Origin of the sequence: Flavobacterium terrigena (assembly GCF_900108955.1) — a bacterium.
In the GTDB taxonomy this organism is placed as follows: domain Bacteria; phylum Bacteroidota; class Bacteroidia; order Flavobacteriales; family Flavobacteriaceae; genus Flavobacterium; species Flavobacterium terrigena.
On sequence record NZ_FNYA01000005.1, the window covers coordinates 138201 to 157589 of the forward strand.

General features: G+C 31.7%; 19 protein-coding genes. 6 read left to right on the forward strand and 13 right to left on the reverse strand.

What is annotated here, in order from left to right; translation table 11 throughout:
- Window positions 1-14: 14 nt before the first annotated feature.
- On the forward strand, window positions 15-674 hold the full coding sequence (locus BMX42_RS09695; RefSeq protein WP_091313015.1) for a porin family protein: 660 nt from the start codon (window positions 15-17) through the stop codon (window positions 672-674).
- Here BMX42_RS09695 and BMX42_RS09700 read toward each other — a convergent pair.
- The 3 genes from BMX42_RS09700 to asnS form a co-directional block, all read right to left on the reverse strand.
- Window positions 662-1273: a hypothetical protein gene (locus BMX42_RS09700; RefSeq protein WP_143055629.1), complete on the reverse strand. Its 612-nt coding sequence runs from the start codon at window positions 1271-1273 to the stop codon at window positions 662-664. The two genes, BMX42_RS09695 and BMX42_RS09700, sit on opposite strands and share 13 nt — an antisense overlap.
- Window positions 1274-1305: 32 nt before the next feature.
- On the reverse strand, window positions 1306-2778 hold the full coding sequence (gene rpoN, locus BMX42_RS09705; RefSeq protein ID WP_091313404.1) for an RNA polymerase factor sigma-54: 1473 nt from the start codon (window positions 2776-2778) through the stop codon (window positions 1306-1308).
- An 83-nt stretch (window positions 2779-2861) separates the two neighbouring features.
- The gene (gene asnS, locus BMX42_RS09710) at window positions 2862-4313 is read right to left on the reverse strand and encodes an asparagine--tRNA ligase (RefSeq protein ID WP_091313021.1); all 1452 of its coding nucleotides are present in this window, start codon (window positions 4311-4313) and stop codon (window positions 2862-2864) included.
- Between the two features lie 194 nt (window positions 4314-4507).
- On the opposite strand from asnS, the gene BMX42_RS09715 reads away from it, so the two are divergent.
- Both BMX42_RS09715 and BMX42_RS09720 read left to right on the forward strand, forming a co-directional pair.
- A complete protein-coding gene (locus BMX42_RS09715) occupies window positions 4508-6916 on the forward strand; it encodes a DUF7619 domain-containing protein (RefSeq protein ID WP_091313024.1) in 2409 nt (802 codons plus the stop codon).
- 75 nt (window positions 6917-6991) lie between these two features.
- A complete protein-coding gene (locus BMX42_RS09720) occupies window positions 6992-8005 on the forward strand; it encodes an NAD-dependent epimerase/dehydratase family protein (protein WP_091313027.1) in 1014 nt (337 codons plus the stop codon).
- Between the two features lie 73 nt (window positions 8006-8078).
- Here the strand turns inward: BMX42_RS09720 and frr are convergent, their stop codons facing one another.
- From frr to BMX42_RS09735, 3 genes are all read right to left on the reverse strand, one after another.
- Entirely contained in the window at window positions 8079-8642 is a 564-nt protein-coding gene (gene frr, locus BMX42_RS09725; protein ID WP_091313030.1) for a ribosome recycling factor, read from the reverse strand.
- Between the two features lie 115 nt (window positions 8643-8757).
- Window positions 8758-9465, reverse strand: a complete 708-nt coding sequence (gene pyrH / locus BMX42_RS09730) for a UMP kinase (RefSeq protein ID WP_091313032.1) — start codon at window positions 9463-9465, stop codon at window positions 8758-8760.
- Between the two features lie 101 nt (window positions 9466-9566).
- Entirely contained in the window at window positions 9567-10346 is a 780-nt protein-coding gene (locus BMX42_RS09735) for a patatin-like phospholipase family protein (protein WP_091313035.1), read from the reverse strand.
- A gap of 116 nt (window positions 10347-10462) precedes the next feature.
- Between BMX42_RS09735 and BMX42_RS09740 the strand changes: the two genes are divergently transcribed.
- Entirely contained in the window at window positions 10463-11056 is a 594-nt protein-coding gene (locus tag BMX42_RS09740) for a thioredoxin family protein (RefSeq protein ID WP_091313038.1), read from the forward strand.
- A 16-nt stretch (window positions 11057-11072) separates the two neighbouring features.
- Here BMX42_RS09740 and BMX42_RS09745 read toward each other — a convergent pair whose 3' ends face one another.
- From BMX42_RS09745 to BMX42_RS09775, 7 genes are all read right to left on the reverse strand, one after another.
- Entirely contained in the window at window positions 11073-11582 is a 510-nt protein-coding gene (locus BMX42_RS09745; protein ID WP_091313041.1) for a DUF6438 domain-containing protein, read from the reverse strand.
- 4 nt (window positions 11583-11586) lie between these two features.
- A complete protein-coding gene (gene truB, locus BMX42_RS09750; protein ID WP_091313045.1) occupies window positions 11587-12282 on the reverse strand; it encodes a tRNA pseudouridine(55) synthase TruB in 696 nt (231 codons plus the stop codon).
- Window positions 12282-13091 carry an undecaprenyl-diphosphate phosphatase gene (locus BMX42_RS09755; RefSeq protein WP_091313048.1) on the reverse strand — a complete coding sequence of 270 codons (810 nt, stop codon included), beginning with the start codon at window positions 13089-13091 and terminating at the stop codon, window positions 12282-12284. The genes truB and BMX42_RS09755 overlap by 1 nt, the downstream gene beginning before the upstream one ends.
- Window positions 13092-13481 (reverse strand): hypothetical protein, encoded by a 390-nt coding sequence (locus tag BMX42_RS09760; RefSeq protein ID WP_091313051.1) that lies wholly within the window; start codon window positions 13479-13481, stop codon window positions 13092-13094.
- Window positions 13482-13580: 99 nt separating this feature from the next.
- The gene (locus BMX42_RS09765) at window positions 13581-13826 is read right to left on the reverse strand and encodes a DUF3098 domain-containing protein (RefSeq protein ID WP_091313055.1); all 246 of its coding nucleotides are present in this window, start codon (window positions 13824-13826) and stop codon (window positions 13581-13583) included.
- An 11-nt stretch (window positions 13827-13837) separates the two neighbouring features.
- Complete coding sequence (locus BMX42_RS09770) at window positions 13838-14860, reverse strand: hypothetical protein (RefSeq protein ID WP_091313058.1); 1023 nt, start codon at window positions 14858-14860, stop codon at window positions 13838-13840.
- A gap of 28 nt (window positions 14861-14888) precedes the next feature.
- The gene (locus BMX42_RS09775; protein ID WP_091313061.1) at window positions 14889-15764 is read right to left on the reverse strand and encodes a cell division protein FtsX; all 876 of its coding nucleotides are present in this window, start codon (window positions 15762-15764) and stop codon (window positions 14889-14891) included.
- A 187-nt stretch (window positions 15765-15951) separates the two neighbouring features.
- On the opposite strand from BMX42_RS09775, the gene BMX42_RS09780 reads away from it, so the two are divergent.
- On the forward strand, window positions 15952-19053 hold the full coding sequence (locus BMX42_RS09780; protein ID WP_091313064.1) for a leucine--tRNA ligase: 3102 nt from the start codon (window positions 15952-15954) through the stop codon (window positions 19051-19053).
- 137 nt (window positions 19054-19190) lie between these two features.
- Window positions 19191-19376, forward strand: a complete 186-nt coding sequence (locus tag BMX42_RS09785; RefSeq protein WP_091313068.1) for a hypothetical protein — start codon at window positions 19191-19193, stop codon at window positions 19374-19376.
- Window positions 19377-19389: the final 13 nt, after the last annotated feature.

Here is a 19389-nt window from a genome sequence, read left to right on the forward strand (position 1 = left end):
CTAAAAATTAAGTGATGAAAATATTGTTTTTTATATGGATTCCGTTTTTTTGTTTCTCACAAGAAATCAAACCAACAGACACAAATCTAACCGAAATAGATTCACTTTATAGAGAAGATCAATTTTATGCGTCTTTAAGCTATAATTTAGTTCAAAACAGACCAACAGGTTTTAAGCAATTTTCTTTTTCTCCTGGAATTACTGTTGGGTTTTTAAGAGATTTTCCTATTTCTAAAAACAGACATTGGGCCATTGCTCCAGGTATAGGTTATTCTTATAACAATATCAAACAATTTATTAATTCTGACGAACTACTTGGTGATAATGCTATAGTTCCTGCCGAAAATATTAGAACGGTGATTACCACACATGGTCTTGAAATTCCGTTAGAAATTAGATGGCGAAATTCTAACCCAATAAGTCATAGTTTTTGGAGAATTTATACTGGTTTTAAAGCAACTTATATTTTCAATTCTAAATTAAAAATCGAATCTTCTTCAGGAAGCACGAAAGAATCTATTTCAGACGAAATTAATCGTTGGCAATACGGAGCTTATATTTCGGTCGGATTCAATACTTGGAATCCTTATATCTATTATGGTTTGAACCCAATTTTTAAAGGCGGCTCGAAGATGAGTAATTTTAATATTGGATTTCAGTTTTATATCTTATAAAACCAAATTAGTATTTGTGGCATTCCGCCGATAATCATTCCTACAATCAATTCTATTGGCGAATGTGCTTTCATGTATAAACGTGAAGACGCTACAAAACCCATACACATAATTAAATAAGCTAAAGTATAAGTCGCTTCGATTTCTAAATAACTGGTTAACATCATTGTAAAAACAAATAATGATGTAATTCCAATCATATGCAAACTCGCTTTAAATCGCATCATAACAGAAACAAACACCAAAAAAGAACTGATAAAACCTGCTTGAAAAAATTTATATAATTCAGGAAAATGACTTTCTAAAATTGTAAAATTCAACAAACAATATAATAATAATACTTGAATGAAAATTGGCAATCTTCTTTCTTCAATGGTCGCTTCGGTAAAAGATTTAACTTTTTTTAAAGTTTTCAACAACATGAAAAAACACAAAGGTAAAAGTATGGTAAGAATGAATATTTGAATGAATGACAAATACACTTCCGCTAATAAAGTTATGTTTTTAGTAAATAAAAAGTATAAAATTGCTCCATAAATAGAAATAAATATGGGATGAAAAATATATGAAAACGGTTTTAAAAGGTATTTTGTTTTCAAATTGAAAAGGTTTTAGGAAATTAACTCTAAAGCTACATTTTTTTTCTCAATCGAGCTACTGGAATATCTAATTGTTCTCTGTATTTCGCAATAGTTCTTCTTGCAATTGGAAAACCTTTTTCTTTTAAAATTGCAGCTAAATCCTCGTCTGGCAAAGGCTTACTTTTGTCTTCTTCAGCAATAACGCGCTCTAAAATATTTTTGATTTCGATGGTAGAAACATCTTCACCTTGGTCGTTTTTCATTGCTTCAGAAAAGAATTCTTTAATCAATTTTGTTCCGTAAGGTGTATCCACATATTTACTATTTGCGACACGAGAAATCGTAGAAATGTCTAAACCAATCAAATCTGCAATATCTTTTAGAATCATCGGTTTTAACTTCGATTCTTCGCCATCTAAGAAGTATTCCTGTTGAAAAAACATAATCGCATTCATCGTTACAAATAACGTTTCTTGGCGTTGCTTAATCGCATCAATAAACCATTTCGCTGAATCTAATTTTTGTTTGATAAATTGAACCGCATCTTTTTGAGAATTCGATTTATCGTTAGATACTTTATAGGTTTGCAACATTTCTTGATAATCTTTAGAAACGTGCAATTCTGGAGCATTTCTTCCGTTCAGAAGTAATTCTAATTCGCCATCCACAATACGAATCGTAAAATCGGGAACCACGTGTTCCACCATTCTACTATTGCTATCGTAACTTCCTCCTGGTTTTGGATTTAGTTTTTCAATTTCGTCTATGGCTTTTTTCAATTGTTCTTTCGTACAATCGAATTTTTGTAATAATTTATCGTAATGCTTCTTAGTAAAAGCATCAAATTGTTTTTCAATAATTGCAATTGCTAAATTTACCGAATCCGTTGGTGTTTTGTGCTTCAATTGAATTAACAAACATTCTTGTAAATCTCTTGCACCAACTCCAGAAGGCTCTAATTGTTGTACGATGTGTAAGATTCTGTCTACCGTTTTTTCATCGGTATACACACCTTGTGTAAAAGCCATATCGTCCACAATATCCTGAATCGTTCTTCGGATATAACCTGAATCTTCAATACTTCCCACTAAAAACTCAGCAATTTCTCTGTCATCTTCCGTAAGGATAAAAGTATTTAACTGATTAATTAAATCTTGATGAAAACTAACTTGCGCCTGCATTGGCATCGTTCTGTCTTCGTCATCATCACTATAATTATTGCTTTGATATTTGTAATCAGGCGTTTCGTCGTTGCTTAAATATTCGTCGATGTTGATATCGCCAGTATCAATTTGGTCGTTGTCGTAATCATCATAACTATCCTCGTCATTTGAGTTATCATTATAATCATCTAACGATTCATTATTGTCATCTAAACTTCCTTCTAAAGCTGGATTTTCAACCATTTCTTCTTGCAAACGTTGCTCAAAAGCTTGCGTAGGCAATTGAATTAACTTCATCAACTGAATTTGTTGAGGAGATAATTTTTGCGATAATTTGAAATTTAAACTGTGCTTAAGCATTGGTTTTTTGTTTAAAAGTAAGGTTTCAAGTCTCAAGTTATTGCGAATACAACAACTTGAAACTTTAAACTTGAAACAAATTTTTAGAATTCTGCGTTATCTGGTGTTCTTGGGAAAGGAATTACGTCACGGATATTTGTCATACCAGTTACGAATAATACCAATCTTTCGAAACCTAATCCGAAACCTGAATGTACTGCTGAACCGAATCTACGAGTATCTAAATACCACCATAATTCTTCTTCATCAATACCTAAAGCTTTCATTTTTTCGATTAAAACGTCTAAACGTTCTTCACGTTGAGAACCTCCAACAATTTCTCCAATTCCAGGGAATAAAATATCCATGGCTCTTACTGTTTCTTTTCCTGGTTCTGTTCCGTCATTTAAACGCATGTAAAATGCTTTAATTTTCGCAGGATAATCGAATAAAATTACTGGACATTTGAAATGTTTTTCCACTAAGAAACGCTCGTGTTCCGATTGTAAGTCGGCACCCCATTCGTCAATTAAATATTGGAATTTTTTATTTTTGTTTGGTTTTGAATTCTTTAAAATATCAATAGCTTCTGTATATGAAACACGTTTGAAATTGTTTTCTAAAACGAAATTCAACTTCTCTAATAACGCCATTTCGCTACGTTCCGCTTGTGGTTTGTTTTTTTCTTCTTCGATTAAACGATTTTCTAAGAACTTCAAATCTTCAGAACAATTATCCATTGTGTATTTAATCACATTTTGAATAAAATCTTCAGCTAAATCCATGTTCGCAGCTAAATCATTAAATGCCACTTCTGGCTCAATCATCCAAAATTCAGCCAAGTGACGAGAAGTATTAGAATTCTCCGCACGGAAAGTTGGTCCGAAAGTATATACTTGACCTAAAGACATCGCATACGTTTCAGCTTCTAACTGTCCAGAAACCGTAAGATTAGTTTGTTTTCCGAAAAAGTCTTCTTTGTAGTTTACTTTTCCATCTTCAGTTCTTGGTGTATTGTCAAATGGCAAAGCCGAAACTTGGAACATTTCTCCTGCTCCTTCTGCATCTGAACCCGTAATAATTGGCGTATTTACATACACAAATCCTTTTTCTTGAAAATATTTATGCACCGCGAAAGACAACTTAGAACGTACACGCATAATCGCACCAAACATATTTGTTCTTGTACGTAAATGTGCATTTTCTCTAAGGAAGTCTAAACTTGGTTTGTTTTTTGGTTGTATTGGGAATTTTTCCGCATCAGAATCTCCTAAAATTTCTAGTTTAGTCACTTGAATTTCTACTTTCTGTCCAGCACCTTGACTTTCCACTAAAGTTCCGATAACAGAAATTGCAGCACCAGTTGTGATACGCTTTAACGTTTCTTCAGGCGTGTTTTCAAAATCCACCACACACTGAATATTATTAAGCGTTGAACCATCATTTAGCGCAACAAACTGATTGTTTCTAAAAGTTCTTACCCAACCTTTTGCGTTTACTTCTTGTAACGTTTTTGTGTTTTCTAATAAATCTATAATTCTTATGTGCTTCTTCATCTTTTGCTAATATTCATTTAAAGTGCAAATATAGTGCGAATTATTGAGTTTTAGAAATGTGATTTTGTAGTTTATTTGAAGAAATTTTATGAATTAAAATTCTATTATTAATCGTAATTTTCTAATCATTAAGATTTTGCTAAAAAAACTATTATCTTTGAAAATTATTTTTTAGTACTAAACTACTTACAACTATGAAAAAAATTTACTTTTTAGTTACTTTTTTAGCAACATTTTTCACGCAAGCACAAATTGTAAACATACCAAACTCATTATTCAAAGCTTATTTGATAGGAGCTAACACAACAAATTCCAGAGCATCAATTCAAATACCTAATTCTTATGATGGAACTGTAACTAGTTATAATAAAATTGACACTAATAGCGATGGTGAAATACAAGTTAGCGAAGCTATTTTAATTAAATATTTAGATTTATCAAGCACATTCAATGATTTTTCTAGTATAGAAGGGATAAATAGTTTTTCAAATTTACAATTTTTCAATTGTGAATTACATGCATTAACAAGTATGGATATTAGTGGCTTAACAAATTTAAAATGGCTGAAATGTCGAGCCAACTTACTAACAAGTTTAAACATATCAAACTTAACGAATTTAACATATTTACAATGTAACGGTAATCCGCTAACAAGTTTAAATATTAATACCCTAACCAATTTAAAAGATTTAAGCTGTACTAATACTCAACTAACTAGTTTAAACATTAGTGCATTAACCAATTTAAACAGTTTAAATTGTTCATATAACCAACTTACAAACTTAGACCTTAGCACTTTAACAAATTTAAAATCATTGTGGTGTTACAATAACCAACTAACTAGTTTAGATGTTAGTAATTCACCTCTTCTACAAAATTTAGAATGCAATGACAACCTACTAACTAATTTAAATGTTAATGGAATAACGACTTCTATGCAATATTTTAAATGTAATAATAATCAACTAACCAATTTAAACCTTAGTACTATAAATAATATACAATATATATATTGTGACAACAATCAATTGACAAATTTAGATGTAAGTGATTTTACTTTTCTTTATTTCAATTGTAGTAATAACCAATTAATAACACTTTTTTTAAATAATACCGGCTCATCATTAACATTTAACAACAATCCTAATTTGGCTTATGTTTGTGTAAGTGAAAATTATATTTCACAAGTTACATCAATAGTAAATGATTACGGGTATTCTGCCACTTGTAATGTGGGTAGCTACTGCAAATTCACTCCTTTTGGGATTTATTACACAATTAACGGAACTAACAAAATAGACGTAAACAATAATGGCTGTGATACAATTTATCCAAATTTAAAATATACAATTACTGATGGCTCAATAACAAGTAATTTAATATCAAATAATTCTGGTAATTATTTGATTCCAGTTTCTGCAGGCACACATACTATCACACCACAACTTGAAAATCCAAGCTATTTTACTGTTTTTCCAACAAGTGCTTCAGTAACGTTTCCTGCAACTCCAAGCCCATTTGTTCAAAATTTTTGTATTACTCCAAATGGCACACATCACGATTTAGAAGTGGTTATTATTCCTTTGACACCAGCACGTCCAGGGTTTGATGCTACCTATAAAATTAAGTATAAAAACAAAGGAAACTTAAGCGAAACAGCTACTTTAGTTTTTAATTATAACGATTCGGTTTTAGATTTTGTTTCTTCAACTTTAGCACCAAATTCTCAATCAACAGGAAGTCTTTCATGGAATATTGGGACAATAACTCCTTCTCAAAACGGTGAATTTATTGTAACTTTAAACGTGAATTCTCCAACAGAAACTCCTGCAGTTAATCCTGGTTATGTTTTAAATTATTCTGCAGTTATTAATGGTTTAAATACTGACGATACACCAATAGACAATACATTTTCATTAAATCAAACCGTTGTAAACTCTTTTGATCCTAATGATAAAACTTGTTTAGAAGGAAACACTATTAACCCAAGTATGATTGGCGAATATGTACATTATAAAATTCGATTTGAAAATACAGGAACTTTTCCAGCAGAAAACATTGTAGTGAAAGACATGATTGACACGGCAAAGTTTGATATTTCAACTTTACAAATGACAGATGCTTCTCATGCTTGTGTAACAAGAATTAGTAATCCAAATAAAGTAGAATTTATCTTTGAGAACATTAATTTACCTTTTGATGACGCTACAAATGATGGTTATGTTGCTTTTAAAATCAAAACAAAAAACACTTTAGTAGTTGGAAGTACAATTAGTAATTTAGCGAACATTTACTTTGATTATAATTTCCCGATTGTAACCAATACAGCCACATCAACATTTCAAGTTTTACAAAATGATTCTTTTGTGTTTGATAACTATTTTTCGGTTTATCCAAATCCTGCAAAAGAAGTATTGAATTTGAAAACAAAACAAGATGTAACTGTTTATAGTTTATCCATTTACTCTATTCTTGGTCAACAATTACAAACGATAACAAATCCGGAACAAACAATTGATGTTTCTAATTTAAAAACAGGTAATTATTTCATAAAAATAGTAACTGACAAAGGAATTTCAAGTAGTAAATTCATTAAAGAATAAGTATAACAAACAATAACAATAAGCCTCTCAGAAATGGGAGGTTTTTTTGTTCCAAATTTTTAGTATTTTTACGAAATGATTTTAGTTACAGGCGGAACAGGTTTAGTCGGTTTTCATTTATTGTTGCAACTTTCTTTAGAAAAGGAGGCAATTCGGGCAATATATAGATCGGAGAAAAAACTACAACACGTTAAAAATTTATTCCAAAAAGAAAATAAGCTTGCTGAATTTGAAAAAATCGATTGGGTGCAAGCCGATATTTTAGATATTCCTGCACTTGAAACTGCTTTTACAGATGTTTCTTATGTGTATCATTGTGCCGCAAAAGTTTCTTTTGACCCGAAAGACGAAGACAAACTCTACCAAAATAATATTGTTGGAACCGCAAACGTGGTCAATATTTCCCTATCTACAACTGTAAAAAAATTGTGTTATGTGAGTTCGATTTCAGCTTTAGGAAATGGAACGGAGCATAATTTAATTCTCAACGAAGAAACCGAAAGAAATAACGAAGCTGTTAGAAGCGATTATTCGATTTCGAAATTTGGCGCGGAGATGGAAGTTTGGCGCGGATTTCAAGAAGGTTTAGACGTGGTAATTGTCAACCCAGGTGTGATTTTTGGAAACGGATTTCCAAAAGAAGGCAGTAGTTTATTCATTCAAAACATCAAAGAAGGACAATCGTTTTATACTTTAGGCAAACTCGGGATTGTAGCTGTGGAAGATGTAGTAAAAGCCATGACAACTCTAATGAAAAGCACCATTTCTGGCGAACGCTTTATTTTAGTTGCAGAAGATGTTACTTATAAAGAATTATTTGATAGAATTGCGGATTGCTTGGCTTCGAGTGCCTCTGCCACCAAAGTCAAAAAACCGAAATATTTAGTCAAAAAGTGGCAAACACAAACTGCAAGTGTTTTGGAATTTGTGTTTGCTAAACTATTTTTCAGAAAAAGAATGTTAACAAAATCAACTATAAATTCTTTATACAATTTAGAAATTCACGATACAAGCAAAATCAAAAAAACGATTGATTTTGAGTTTTTAGATATGAAAGTGTATTTGAAAGAGTTGATTGAGAAAAGATAGAATTATTACACAAAAAACCCTGCAAACTAAATATTTGCAGGGTTTTCTTTAATCTATTTTCTAAAAAGAAAACTTATACCTTCATAATTTCTGCTTCTTTAACCGCTAAAACTTCTTCAATTTTTTTGATGTATGAATCTGTTATTTTTTGAACTGATTCTTCTGCAGTTTTACAAATATCTTCAGAAGTTCCATTTTTTTCTTCTTTTTTAATGTCGTTGTTGGCGTCTTTTCTAGCATTTCTCACACCAACTTTTGCATCTTCCGCTTCAGCTTTAGCTTGTTTCACTAATTCTTTACGTCTATCTTCTGTTAAAGCAGGAATACTAATGATAATATTATCACCATTGTTCATCGGGTTTAAACCTAAATTAGCAATCATAATTGCCTTTTCAATAGGTTGCAACATCGCTTTTTCCCAAGGCGTAACTGTTAAAGTTCTTGCGTCAGCAGCCACCACATTCGCCACTTGTGACAAAGCCGTTTGCGCACCATAATAATCTACAAAAACACTTCCTAACATTTGAGGAGAAGCTTTTCCAGCTCTGATGTTTAAAAATTCTTTTTCTAAATGCGCTACAGATCCATTCATAGATTCTTTCGCACTGTCGATAATAAAATTAATTTCTTCTGTCATAACATTTTTGTTTCAAGTTTCAAGTTTCAGGTTAAAAAATGCATTTTCTAAATCCTATCTAACTTTCACTAACTTTATATTTCTAAATTCGTAAATCCTAATTCTAAATTCGTAATTAAATAGTTACCGTAGTTCCTACTGTTTCGCCTTTACAAATTTTAAGTAAGTTACCTTTTTTGTTCATATCAAAAACAATAATTGGCAATTTATTTTCTTGACTTAACGTAAATGCAGTCGTATCCATTACATTTAATCCTTTCGCTAATACATCATCAAACGTAATTGTGTCGTATTTTGTTGCGTTAGCATCTTTTTCTGGATCGGCAGTATAAACTCCATCAACGCGAGTTCCTTTTAAAATCACATCACAACCCACTTCAATTCCTCTTAAAACTGCTGCTGTATCTGTTGTGAAATATGGATTTCCTGTTCCAGCTCCGAAAATTACAATTCTTCCTTTTTCTAAGTGACGCGTTGCTCTTCTTTTGATATATGGTTCGGCAATGGCTTCAATTTTTAAAGCGGTTTGTAAACGAGTTGGCATTCCAGCATCTTCTAAAGCACCTTGTAACGCCATTCCGTTAATCACAGTTGCTAACATTCCCATATAATCGCCTTGAACACGATCCATACCATTACTAGCACCAGCCACACCTCTAAAAATATTTCCTCCACCAATTACAATGGCAATTTCTACGCCTTGGTCATGAATTTGCTTAATTTCTGAAGCATATTCTGCTAAAGTTTTAGGATCAATTCCGTATTGTCTCTCGCCCATTAAGGCTTCTCCGCTTAATTTAAGAAGGATTCTTTTGTAACTCATTGTGTTGGATTGTTTATTTTTTGTTTACAGAATTACTAATTCTGAAATTCTGATGCAAATATAGTTAAATAGCTCTTTTTTAAAAAATATGTTTTTAAGATTTATGATACTAAATTTTCAAAACTTTTTTTGGCTTCTTCATAACCAATTTTATAAATCAAATCCATTTTCAATTTATTGGTTTCAAACGTACTAAAATTAGCTAGTTCTTTAGGTTCGATAATTAAATCGCAATAATTAAATTTTTGAAAACTCGAATTGGCCGTCAACAATTCCAATGCTCTATACGTAACCGATTTTATAGAATTTAGATGAATCGCTTCCATATTTTGCAAAGGACTCACATAAACACCAATAATGGATTCACATTTTCCGACTAATAAATCGGCAGGAAAATGATTTAAAATACCGCCATCACTAAACAATTCTCCATTTATAACATAAGGTGAAATCATCCCGGGAACAGCTGTTGAAGCCAAAATCGCATCTACAACTTTGGTCTCCGGACTAAAGATTTTCAATTTTCCTTTCACCATATCGGTTGCGGTAATGTACATTGGAATTTCTAATTCACCCAAAGTGATATCACCAAATATTCCTTTAAAATAATGTTTAAACGAATCTGAATCTACGATTCCAGCTTTTTTAAAAGTAAAATGTCTCCAATGAAAAAAGTAAATCGATTTGAAAAATTCTAAAATTTCTTCCGGTTTTTTTCCGAAAGCATACATTGCACCCACAATTGCTCCAGCACTTGAACCAGCCATACAAGAAGGTTTTATGTTTTGCTCATATAAATATTGCAACACGCCTGCATGTGCAATTCCTTTAGAACCGCCACCAGAAAAAACGAAACCTTTATTTTTTGAATTATTTTTCATTATTATCAGATTATCCACACAAAAGTAACGAATAATATACTCGAATTATTATATGTAACTAATATTACACTACTACCGTTTATTATTTTTAATTTTGTATAATCAATTCATCTACTATGTTATCTATTATCAAATCGGCTATTCAAAAAAGTATTTCTTATAGCGAATACAGAACTTTAGTTTCAAAATTAATTAGCGAAGGAAAATCGACAGGAAAAGAACAAAGTGCCGATTTACTGCACTATTCTGAACTGAATGAAGTACGCATGAACCGTTTAGAAAAAACCCTGAAAATGGATTCGGAAGTATTGGAAAAATTACAAAATTTGAAAGCGAAACAAACTTGGTTAGTCATTTCAGAAGGTTGGTGTGGCGATGCCGCTCAGATTTTACCTATTATAAAATTAATGGCAGAATCTTCAGAAAATATAAATTTGAAAATTGTGTTGCGTGATGAGAATGACGATTTAATGGCACAATTTTTAACTAATGGCGCAAGATCGATTCCGAAATTGATTGTTTTAGATGAAAACTTAGAAGTCATCAATCATTGGGGACCACGACCTGAAGCTGCAAAAAATTTAATCCTAGATTATAAAGCGAAACACGGAATTGTAGATGAACCAGCGAAAATTGCGTTGCAAAAATGGTATTTAGAGGATAAAGGAATTTCTACAATGAAGGAGATTGTTGGGATAATTCACGAGTAATTGTAGAACTTTAGTTTTAATCGAATTTCTCAATATCTAATTCTTCATTAGTTTTAGTCAAGCTTTTATCTTCAGCAATTTTATAAAGAAAAGCCATTATCTTTTGCCAATGACCTGCTGGATAAATATAAATAATAGGCTTTCTTAACTTATCATTATACAAAATTAAATATAATTGCGAAGTTTCTCTTAAAACTACTGTATTTGGTTCTCGTTCAGGTTCAATTATTCCAGATTTATCCAAATCCATTTTCCCTAGTAATTCAAGAAATTCCGCATAAGTCTTATTATCAAGTTTTCCTTTATAATAACCTATCCTTGAAGTGTCAAGTATTCTTTTTTGATAGGCTTTTTCAATATAAAGCTTGATTTCTTGATTTTTATTGAGTTCTAAATGATATTCTGGGCAAGTTCCAAAACATTTAGTGGTATGGAATATTATTTTTTCAAACCTATCTTCATTTTTTTTTGTAGCACAACTAATGATTAAATGCGAAGTTATAATTAAATAAAGATATTTTTTCATGAAATTAAACCGTTTTCAACCCTTCAATAAAAGCTTCAGGTTCTACAGCATTTTCCACAGAATAATCACCAATTTTTGTTCTGCGAAGTGCCGTTAAATGTCCGCCAGAATTTAAAGCTAAACCAAAATCGTAAGCAATTGAACGAATATAAGTTCCTTTGCTACATACAATTCTGAAATCTATTTCTGGTAAGGCAATTCGGGTAATTTCGAATTCTGAAACGGTTACTTTTCTAGTTTTAATTTCGACTTCAATTCCAGCACGAGCCGATTCGTACAAACGTTTTCCGTCTTTTTTAATAGCAGAAAAAACGGGTGGTTTTTGATCGATTTCACCAATAAATTGCGGTAAAGTTTCTTGAATTAAAGCTTCTGTAATATGTTCAGTTGGAAAAGTCTCGTTGATTTCTGTTTCTAAATCGTAAGATGGTGTAGTCGCTCCAACTGTAATTGTTCCCGTATATTCTTTAGCTTGACCTTGTAATTCTTCAATTCTTTTGGTGAATTTTCCGGTACAAATAATCAATAAGCCAGAAGCCAATGGATCTAATGTTCCAGCATGACCAATTTTGAATTTTTTTGGTAATTTTAATTCTTTAATTAAACCAAACTTTAATTTATTTACTGCTTGAAAAGACGACCATTTTAGTGGTTTATCAATAAGTAAAATTTGTCCTTCTAAGTAATCTTCTGGAGTCATTATTTATATAAATTAAAGTAAGCTAATAAAAGAATTCCTGCGATAATTCTATACCAACCCCAAGGTTTAAATCCGTATTTTTTGATAATTTCTATGAAAAATTTAATCGCTAAAACCGCAACCACAAATGCTACTACATTTCCAATAATAAACATTTTAGTGTTTTCTTCTGATTTTAGAATCAATTCGAAACCTTTTAAACCACTTTTATCATAGGTTTTTAAAAATACTGAATAACATGTAACCGCTAACATAGTTGGAACTGCTAAAAAGAACGAAAACTCAGCAGCCGCTTGGCGAGTTAGACCTTGTTGCATTCCTCCAATTATACTTGCAGCACTACGACTAGTTCCTGGCATCATGGCTAAACATTGCCAAAAACCAATAGTAACTGCCTTTTTAATCGTAATATCTTCTTCTTTGTGAACGGTTGGACTTTGAAAAAACCTGTCGATAAATAATAATACAATTCCACCAACAATTAGCACAATTGCAATTGGAGTTGGATGTTCTAAAACGGCTTCGATTTTATCATCGAATAATTTTCCTAAGATTAAAGCTGGAACAACTGCACAAGCTAATTTGATAAAGAATTGTAATTTCGAGAAATCGAAAAACTTTTTCCAATACAACACCACAACCGCTAAAATGGCTCCGAATTGTATAGAAACTTGAAATAATTTCACAAATTCTTCTTTTTCAATTCCGAAATAAGAACTCGTAAAAATCATATGACCTGTTGAAGAAACTGGTAAATATTCGGTTAAACCTTCAACAATAGCGATGATTATGGCTTGTAGTAAATCCATTTATAATTTATTTATTCTATCTAATTCAGATCTTCTTTCTGCATCTTCAACAAATTTTCTAGACTTTTCAAGTCTCTCAATTCTTTCAGGCTCACATTCTACTTTCATAGTTGTTGAATCTCCCTTTTTATATTCAACACCAAAATCCCTATAAACTTGTCTTCTTTTTTCTTCCGTTGGACTTAATTTTTCATTAAAAAACCATTGTTCAGATTTAATAAATGCAATAAATATAGTTACAAACTGAAATATTAAAAGCCAATATGTAAATATTTGTAATATTGAAAAAATTACAATTAAGGTAACTGCTACGTTTCTAGAGTTTTTGCCAAAAAATGCCGCAATTTGAATAGCTAAGAAAATACCAATTTGGTAAAATAATATTAACATAATTATTTGTAATTAGTAAACAATTAAACTTTAACTGATTAAATCAAATAAAAATATCTGACTTAGATTCTTAGAAACTCAGAATCTTAAAAATATAGATTAGTTTTCAGATTTAGATTTCTTTAAAATCGAGTAAATTGTAATTCCAAAACCGATTAACACAACTGTTGGCGCTAATCTAATTCTTCTGAAACTAAATACTTCCTCATTGAAAACATTTGGATTTTCGTTCGCACCACCGCTCATTAAAATGAAACCTAAGGCAATCACGACTAATCCAATGATTAATATTTTATAATTTTCTTTTCCGAATAGAAATTCAGATTTGTTTGTATCTTCTTTCATATAGTTTTATATTAAAACACTAAAATTGAACGTAAATATACATTATTTACTCCCTCTAGTGAGTATATTTCATTTCCATTTTTCCATACTTTACCAATAAATTTTGAATTATTTAATTCTCTACCTACTATATAAGTATCTGCTCCGTTAACATAAATATTTTGAGCATATGATGTTTTTGTGTTGTCAGTTATTGTAGTGGCAATTCCGTTTTTCCATAATCGTGCTACTTGAAAAGCACCATTGTACTCTGAGCCAACTACATAAACATCATTATTTTTAATAAAAATAGCATTTGCAAATGAATCTTGTGAATGGTTGACTAATGAATTGGTAATTCCATTTTTCCAATATGTTGCAATAAACTTAGCGCCGTCATTGTCATAACCTGATACATAAACATCTCCATTTGAGACAAATATTGAATTTGCTATAGAAAAATTATTCGCACTTGTTAATACTGTTGAAATTCCGTTTTTCCAAATTGTTGCAATTGAAATAATTGCTCCGTTAGAAGTTTTTCCAGCAATATAAACATCACTATTATAAACAAATATTGACAATCCTTCTGCATTTTGAGTCCCATCAGTTAAAGTAGTTGCAATTCCATTCTTCCAATATTTTGCAACTTGAATATTACCAATTCTCTCATATCCAGTTGCATATACATCATTGTTATATACATAAACTGAATAAGCACAAGCGTCATTAGTACCGTCTGTTAAAGATGTTGCGATTCCATTTTTCCAAATTTTTGCTACATTATTTTCTTTACCAGCAATATAAATATCATTTCCATTTTTAAAAACAGACGTAGAAATAGAATTATTAACTCCATTCCCTATTGTTGAAGCTATACCATTTTGCCAAAGTTTAGCTTTAGAAATTGAATAATTACTATTTGATTCATGACCAGTTATTAGAATTGTACTATTACTCAGTACTTCTTGTGTTTGTGGATTTTCATTATCACTACAAGAATATAACAATATAAATGCTAAAGTAAATAAAAAATAATTTATACTTTTTCTCATGTTTTTTTGATTTTTTTACTTGACTCTTCTAGTATAAATCGTCAGTTCTTAAATTTAAGAAACGTGTAGTAGCAAAATACGTACTCAACCAAGTAATAATTATTCCTACTAACAATACGCCAGCGGCAACAATTCCTAAAGAAACGTAATCTTTTGCAATTCCTAAAGTTGGGAACATGCCATCAATGTAAAACGCTAAAACAACTAAACCGATAATCGCTAAAACCGCACCAATAATCCCTAATAAAATACTCGTTTTGATAAATGGTTTTCTAATGAATGATTTCGTAGCACCAACCATTTGCATGGTTTTGATTGTAAATCGGTGAGAATAAATAGACAAACGAATCGAACCATTAATTAACAACATCGCCACAAAAGCTAAAATTCCGCTGATAATTAAAATCCAAAAACTGATTTCGGTTACGTTTTCATTTACTAATTCTACTAATTCTTTATCATAAATGACATCTGAAATGTTTGGATTTCTTTTGATATCATTTTCAATTTTTTTGATTTCTGCTTTGTTTACATATTCACTTTTTAAATGAATATCGAATGAGTTTAATAATGGATTAAATCCTAAAAACTCCATAAAATCTTTACCAACAATATCTGGATTATTTTTAGCAGCTTCGTCTTTCGTTACAAAATCGTAAGATTTAATGAATTTAGCGTTTTTCAATTCGGTATCAAAAGCATTCAAAATACTGTCGTTGGCTTCGTCTTTAAAGTACACACTCATAGGAATGTTTTCTTTAAAATCATTCGAAATTTTTTCAGAATTAATCACAAATAATCCTAAAGCGCCTAATAAAAACAGCACTAAAAAAATACTAAAAACTACCGAAAAATAAGAAGAAATTAATCTTCTACGTTGATATTGCTCAAACGATTGTGCCATAAATTTTATAATTATGCTGTAAAAATAGTAAAGAAATTTTGTTTACACAGAATATAACAACAAAGTTTTAACTTTAGTATATAAAAATGTAAATTTGCAACCGAATTTTTGTTTCAAGTTTAAGGTTTCAAGTTTTATATAACTCAATCACTTTTAACTTGAAACCTGAAACCTGAAACCTTGAACAATGAAATACCATCACGAAAAAATCGAAGCCAAATGGCAACAATATTGGGCAGAAAATCAAACTTTTGCAGCAAGTAACGCAACAGATAAACCAAAATATTTTGTATTAGATATGTTTCCTTATCCTTCGGGAGCGGGCTTACACGTTGGACATCCGCTAGGTTATATTGCTTCAGATATTGTCGCAAGATATAAAAGACATCAAGGTTTTAATGTCTTGCATCCGCAAGGTTACGATTCATTTGGATTGCCTGCAGAACAATATGCGATTCAAACTGGGCAACACCCAGCAGATACAACACGTATGAATATTGAAGGTGGAATTGATAAATCGGGAAACACGATTCAAGGTTACAGACATCAGTTAGACCGAATTGGTTTTTCTTTCGATTGGAGTCGTGAAGTTCGTACGTCGAATCCAGATTATTACAAACACACACAGTGGATTTTCATTCAATTATACAATTCTTGGTACAATAAAAATTCAGATAAAGCAGAAGATATTTCGACTTTAGTTGCGATTTTCGCTTCGGAAGGAAATGCGAATGTAAATGCGGTTTGTGATGATAATATCGCGCCTTTTACAGCAGCAGAATGGAATGCTTTTTCATCTGAAGAACAACAAAAAATATTATTACAATATAGATTAACGTATTTAGCCGAAACTGAAGTCAACTGGTGTGCGGCTTTAGGTACAGTTTTAGCGAATGACGAAATTGTTAACGGCGTTTCAGAACGTGGTGGACATCCAGTAGTTCGTAAGAAAATGACACAATGGAGTATGCGGATTTCTGCTTACGCGGAAAGATTATTACAAGGTTTAAACGATATTGACTGGAGTGAATCAATCAAAGAATCACAACGTAACTGGATTGGAAAATCAGTTGGAGCCATGGTTTCTTTCCATGTGAATAATCACGATGCAAAAATTGATGTGTTTACGACGCGACCTGATACGATTTTCGGAGTAACGTTTATGACATTAGCCCCAGAGCACGATTTGGTTGCTCAAATTACAACTCCAGAACAAAAAGCTGCGGTTGAAGCTTATGTAGAAGCGACTGCAAAACGTTCGGAACGTGAAAGAATGGCAGATGTTAAAACTATTTCAGGGGTTTTCACTGGTGCTTATGCAGAACATCCTTTCACCAAAGAACCTATTCCGGTTTGGATTGGCGATTACGTGTTAGCGGGTTACGGAACTGGAGCTGTTATGGCCGTTCCTTGTGGTGATGAGCGTGATTATGCTTTCGCGAATTTCTTCAAAGGGACCAACGGAATGCCAGAAATTAAGAACATTTTCAACCAAGATATTTCAGAAACTGCTTTTGGAGAAAAAAGTGGTTTCGAATTAGTAAATTCTGATTTCTTAAACGGATTAGATTACAAATCAGGAACAAAGAAAATCATCGAAGAATTAGAAAAAATCGGAGCAGGAAATGCAAAAGTAAATTACCGTTTACGTGATGCTGTTTTCTCTCGCCAAAGATATTGGGGTGAACCTTTTCCAGTGTATTATGTGAATGGTTTACCACAAATGATTGACAAAAAACACTTGCCAATTGTGTTACCAGAAGTAGAAAAATACTTACCAACTGAAGACGGACAACCACCATTAGGTAACGCAACCGTTTGGGCTTGGGACAGTGTTCAGTGTTCAGTGGTTAGTAATCAGTTGATTGACGATGTCACTATTTTTCCTTTAGAATTGAACACGATGCCAGGTTGGGCGGGTTCTTCTTGGTATTGGATGCGTTATATGGATGCCCACAACACTGAAGAGTTTGCAAACGAAGAAGCTTTAAAATATTGGGAAAGTGTAGATTTATATATTGGTGGAAGCGAGCACGCAACCGGACATTTATTGTACTCACGTTTTTGGAATAAATTCTTAAAAGACAGAGGTTACGCACCAACCGAAGAACCTTTCAAAAAACTGATTAATCAGGGAATGATTTTGGGAATGAGTGCTTTTGTTTATAGATTAAAAATAACAAGTGTTTCAGGAGGAAGAGATAGTTTTGGTAATGATACTGTTGGAGATGGTATTTATGGAGAATCAATATTTGTTAGTTCAAAATATTATAAAGAATTTGTTCGATGTAAAAAAATATATGATTTGACTGACTTTGGACTTTCTTTAAGTAGAGGACAAGATGTTTTTATTGGTGGAGAAAAGAATGAAATTTTCACTGAATTATCAGCACGTTTGTTTGAAATGACAACCAACAATACTACTAGAATTACGATTTATGATGATTCTTTCGTTGAATTGGATATGAATGAGTTACATACAGATGTTTCAATTGTAAATTCTTCAGAAGAATTGAATATTGAAGCTTTCAAAAACTGGAGAGAAGATTATGCCAATGCGGAATTCGTTTTAGAAAACGGAAAATACATCGTTGGTCGTGAAGTAGAAAAAATGTCGAAATCGAAATACAATGTGGTTTCGCCAGATGATATTTGTGAAGAATACGGAGCAGATACGTTACGTTTATATGAAATGTTTTTAGGACCATTAGAGCAATCTAAACCTTGGAATACGGCAGGAATTACAGGAGTTTCTGGTTTCTTGAAAAAATTATGGCGTTTGTATTTTGATGATAATGGTTTGGTTATTGTAAACGACGAACCAACGGCAGAAATGTATAAGTCATTACATAAAACCATCAAAAAAGTAACGGAAGACATTGAGAATTTCTCATTCAACACGTCTGTTTCTCAATTTATGATTTGCGTGAACGAATTGCAGCAATTAAAATGTAATCATAAAGCGATTTTAGAACCATTAGCGATTTTAGTTTCGCCATACGCTCCACATATTGCTGAAGAATTATGGAGTGGTTTAGGTCACGAAGGTTCGATTTCAACAGTTGCTTTTCCAAAATTTGAAGAAAAGTATTTAGTCGAATCTGAAAAAGAATATCCAGTTTCATTCAACGGAAAAATGCGTTTCACCATTAAGTTGCCGTTAGATTTAACGGCTGCTCAAATTGAAGAAATCGTAATGGCTGACGAAAGAACACAAGCTCAATTACAAGGCAGAACGCCAAATAAAGTGATTATCGTTCCTGGTAAAATTATTAATTTGGTTGGGTAACATTCTGAAATTGTCACACTGAGCTTGTCGAAGTGTCTTTATAAATTAACCGCAGATTCGCAGATTATTTTCTGTAAATCTGCGGTTTTTTCTTGTAACAATATTTGGTTCCATTCTACTAATTAAATAAAAAAAAGATGAAAAAATACGAAGTGATTACGCTGAAAAAAGCAATGAGTTTTGGCAGTATGAAAGAAGAATTGTCTAAAGAAGTAGAACAATTTTTGAATAAGAAAGTAAACGAAGGCTATGAAATAGTTGATGTTTCGTTTACTTATTATGAAGCTCAAGAATTAATTGCTTTTATAACTATTTGTAAATAAGAAATGTCAACTT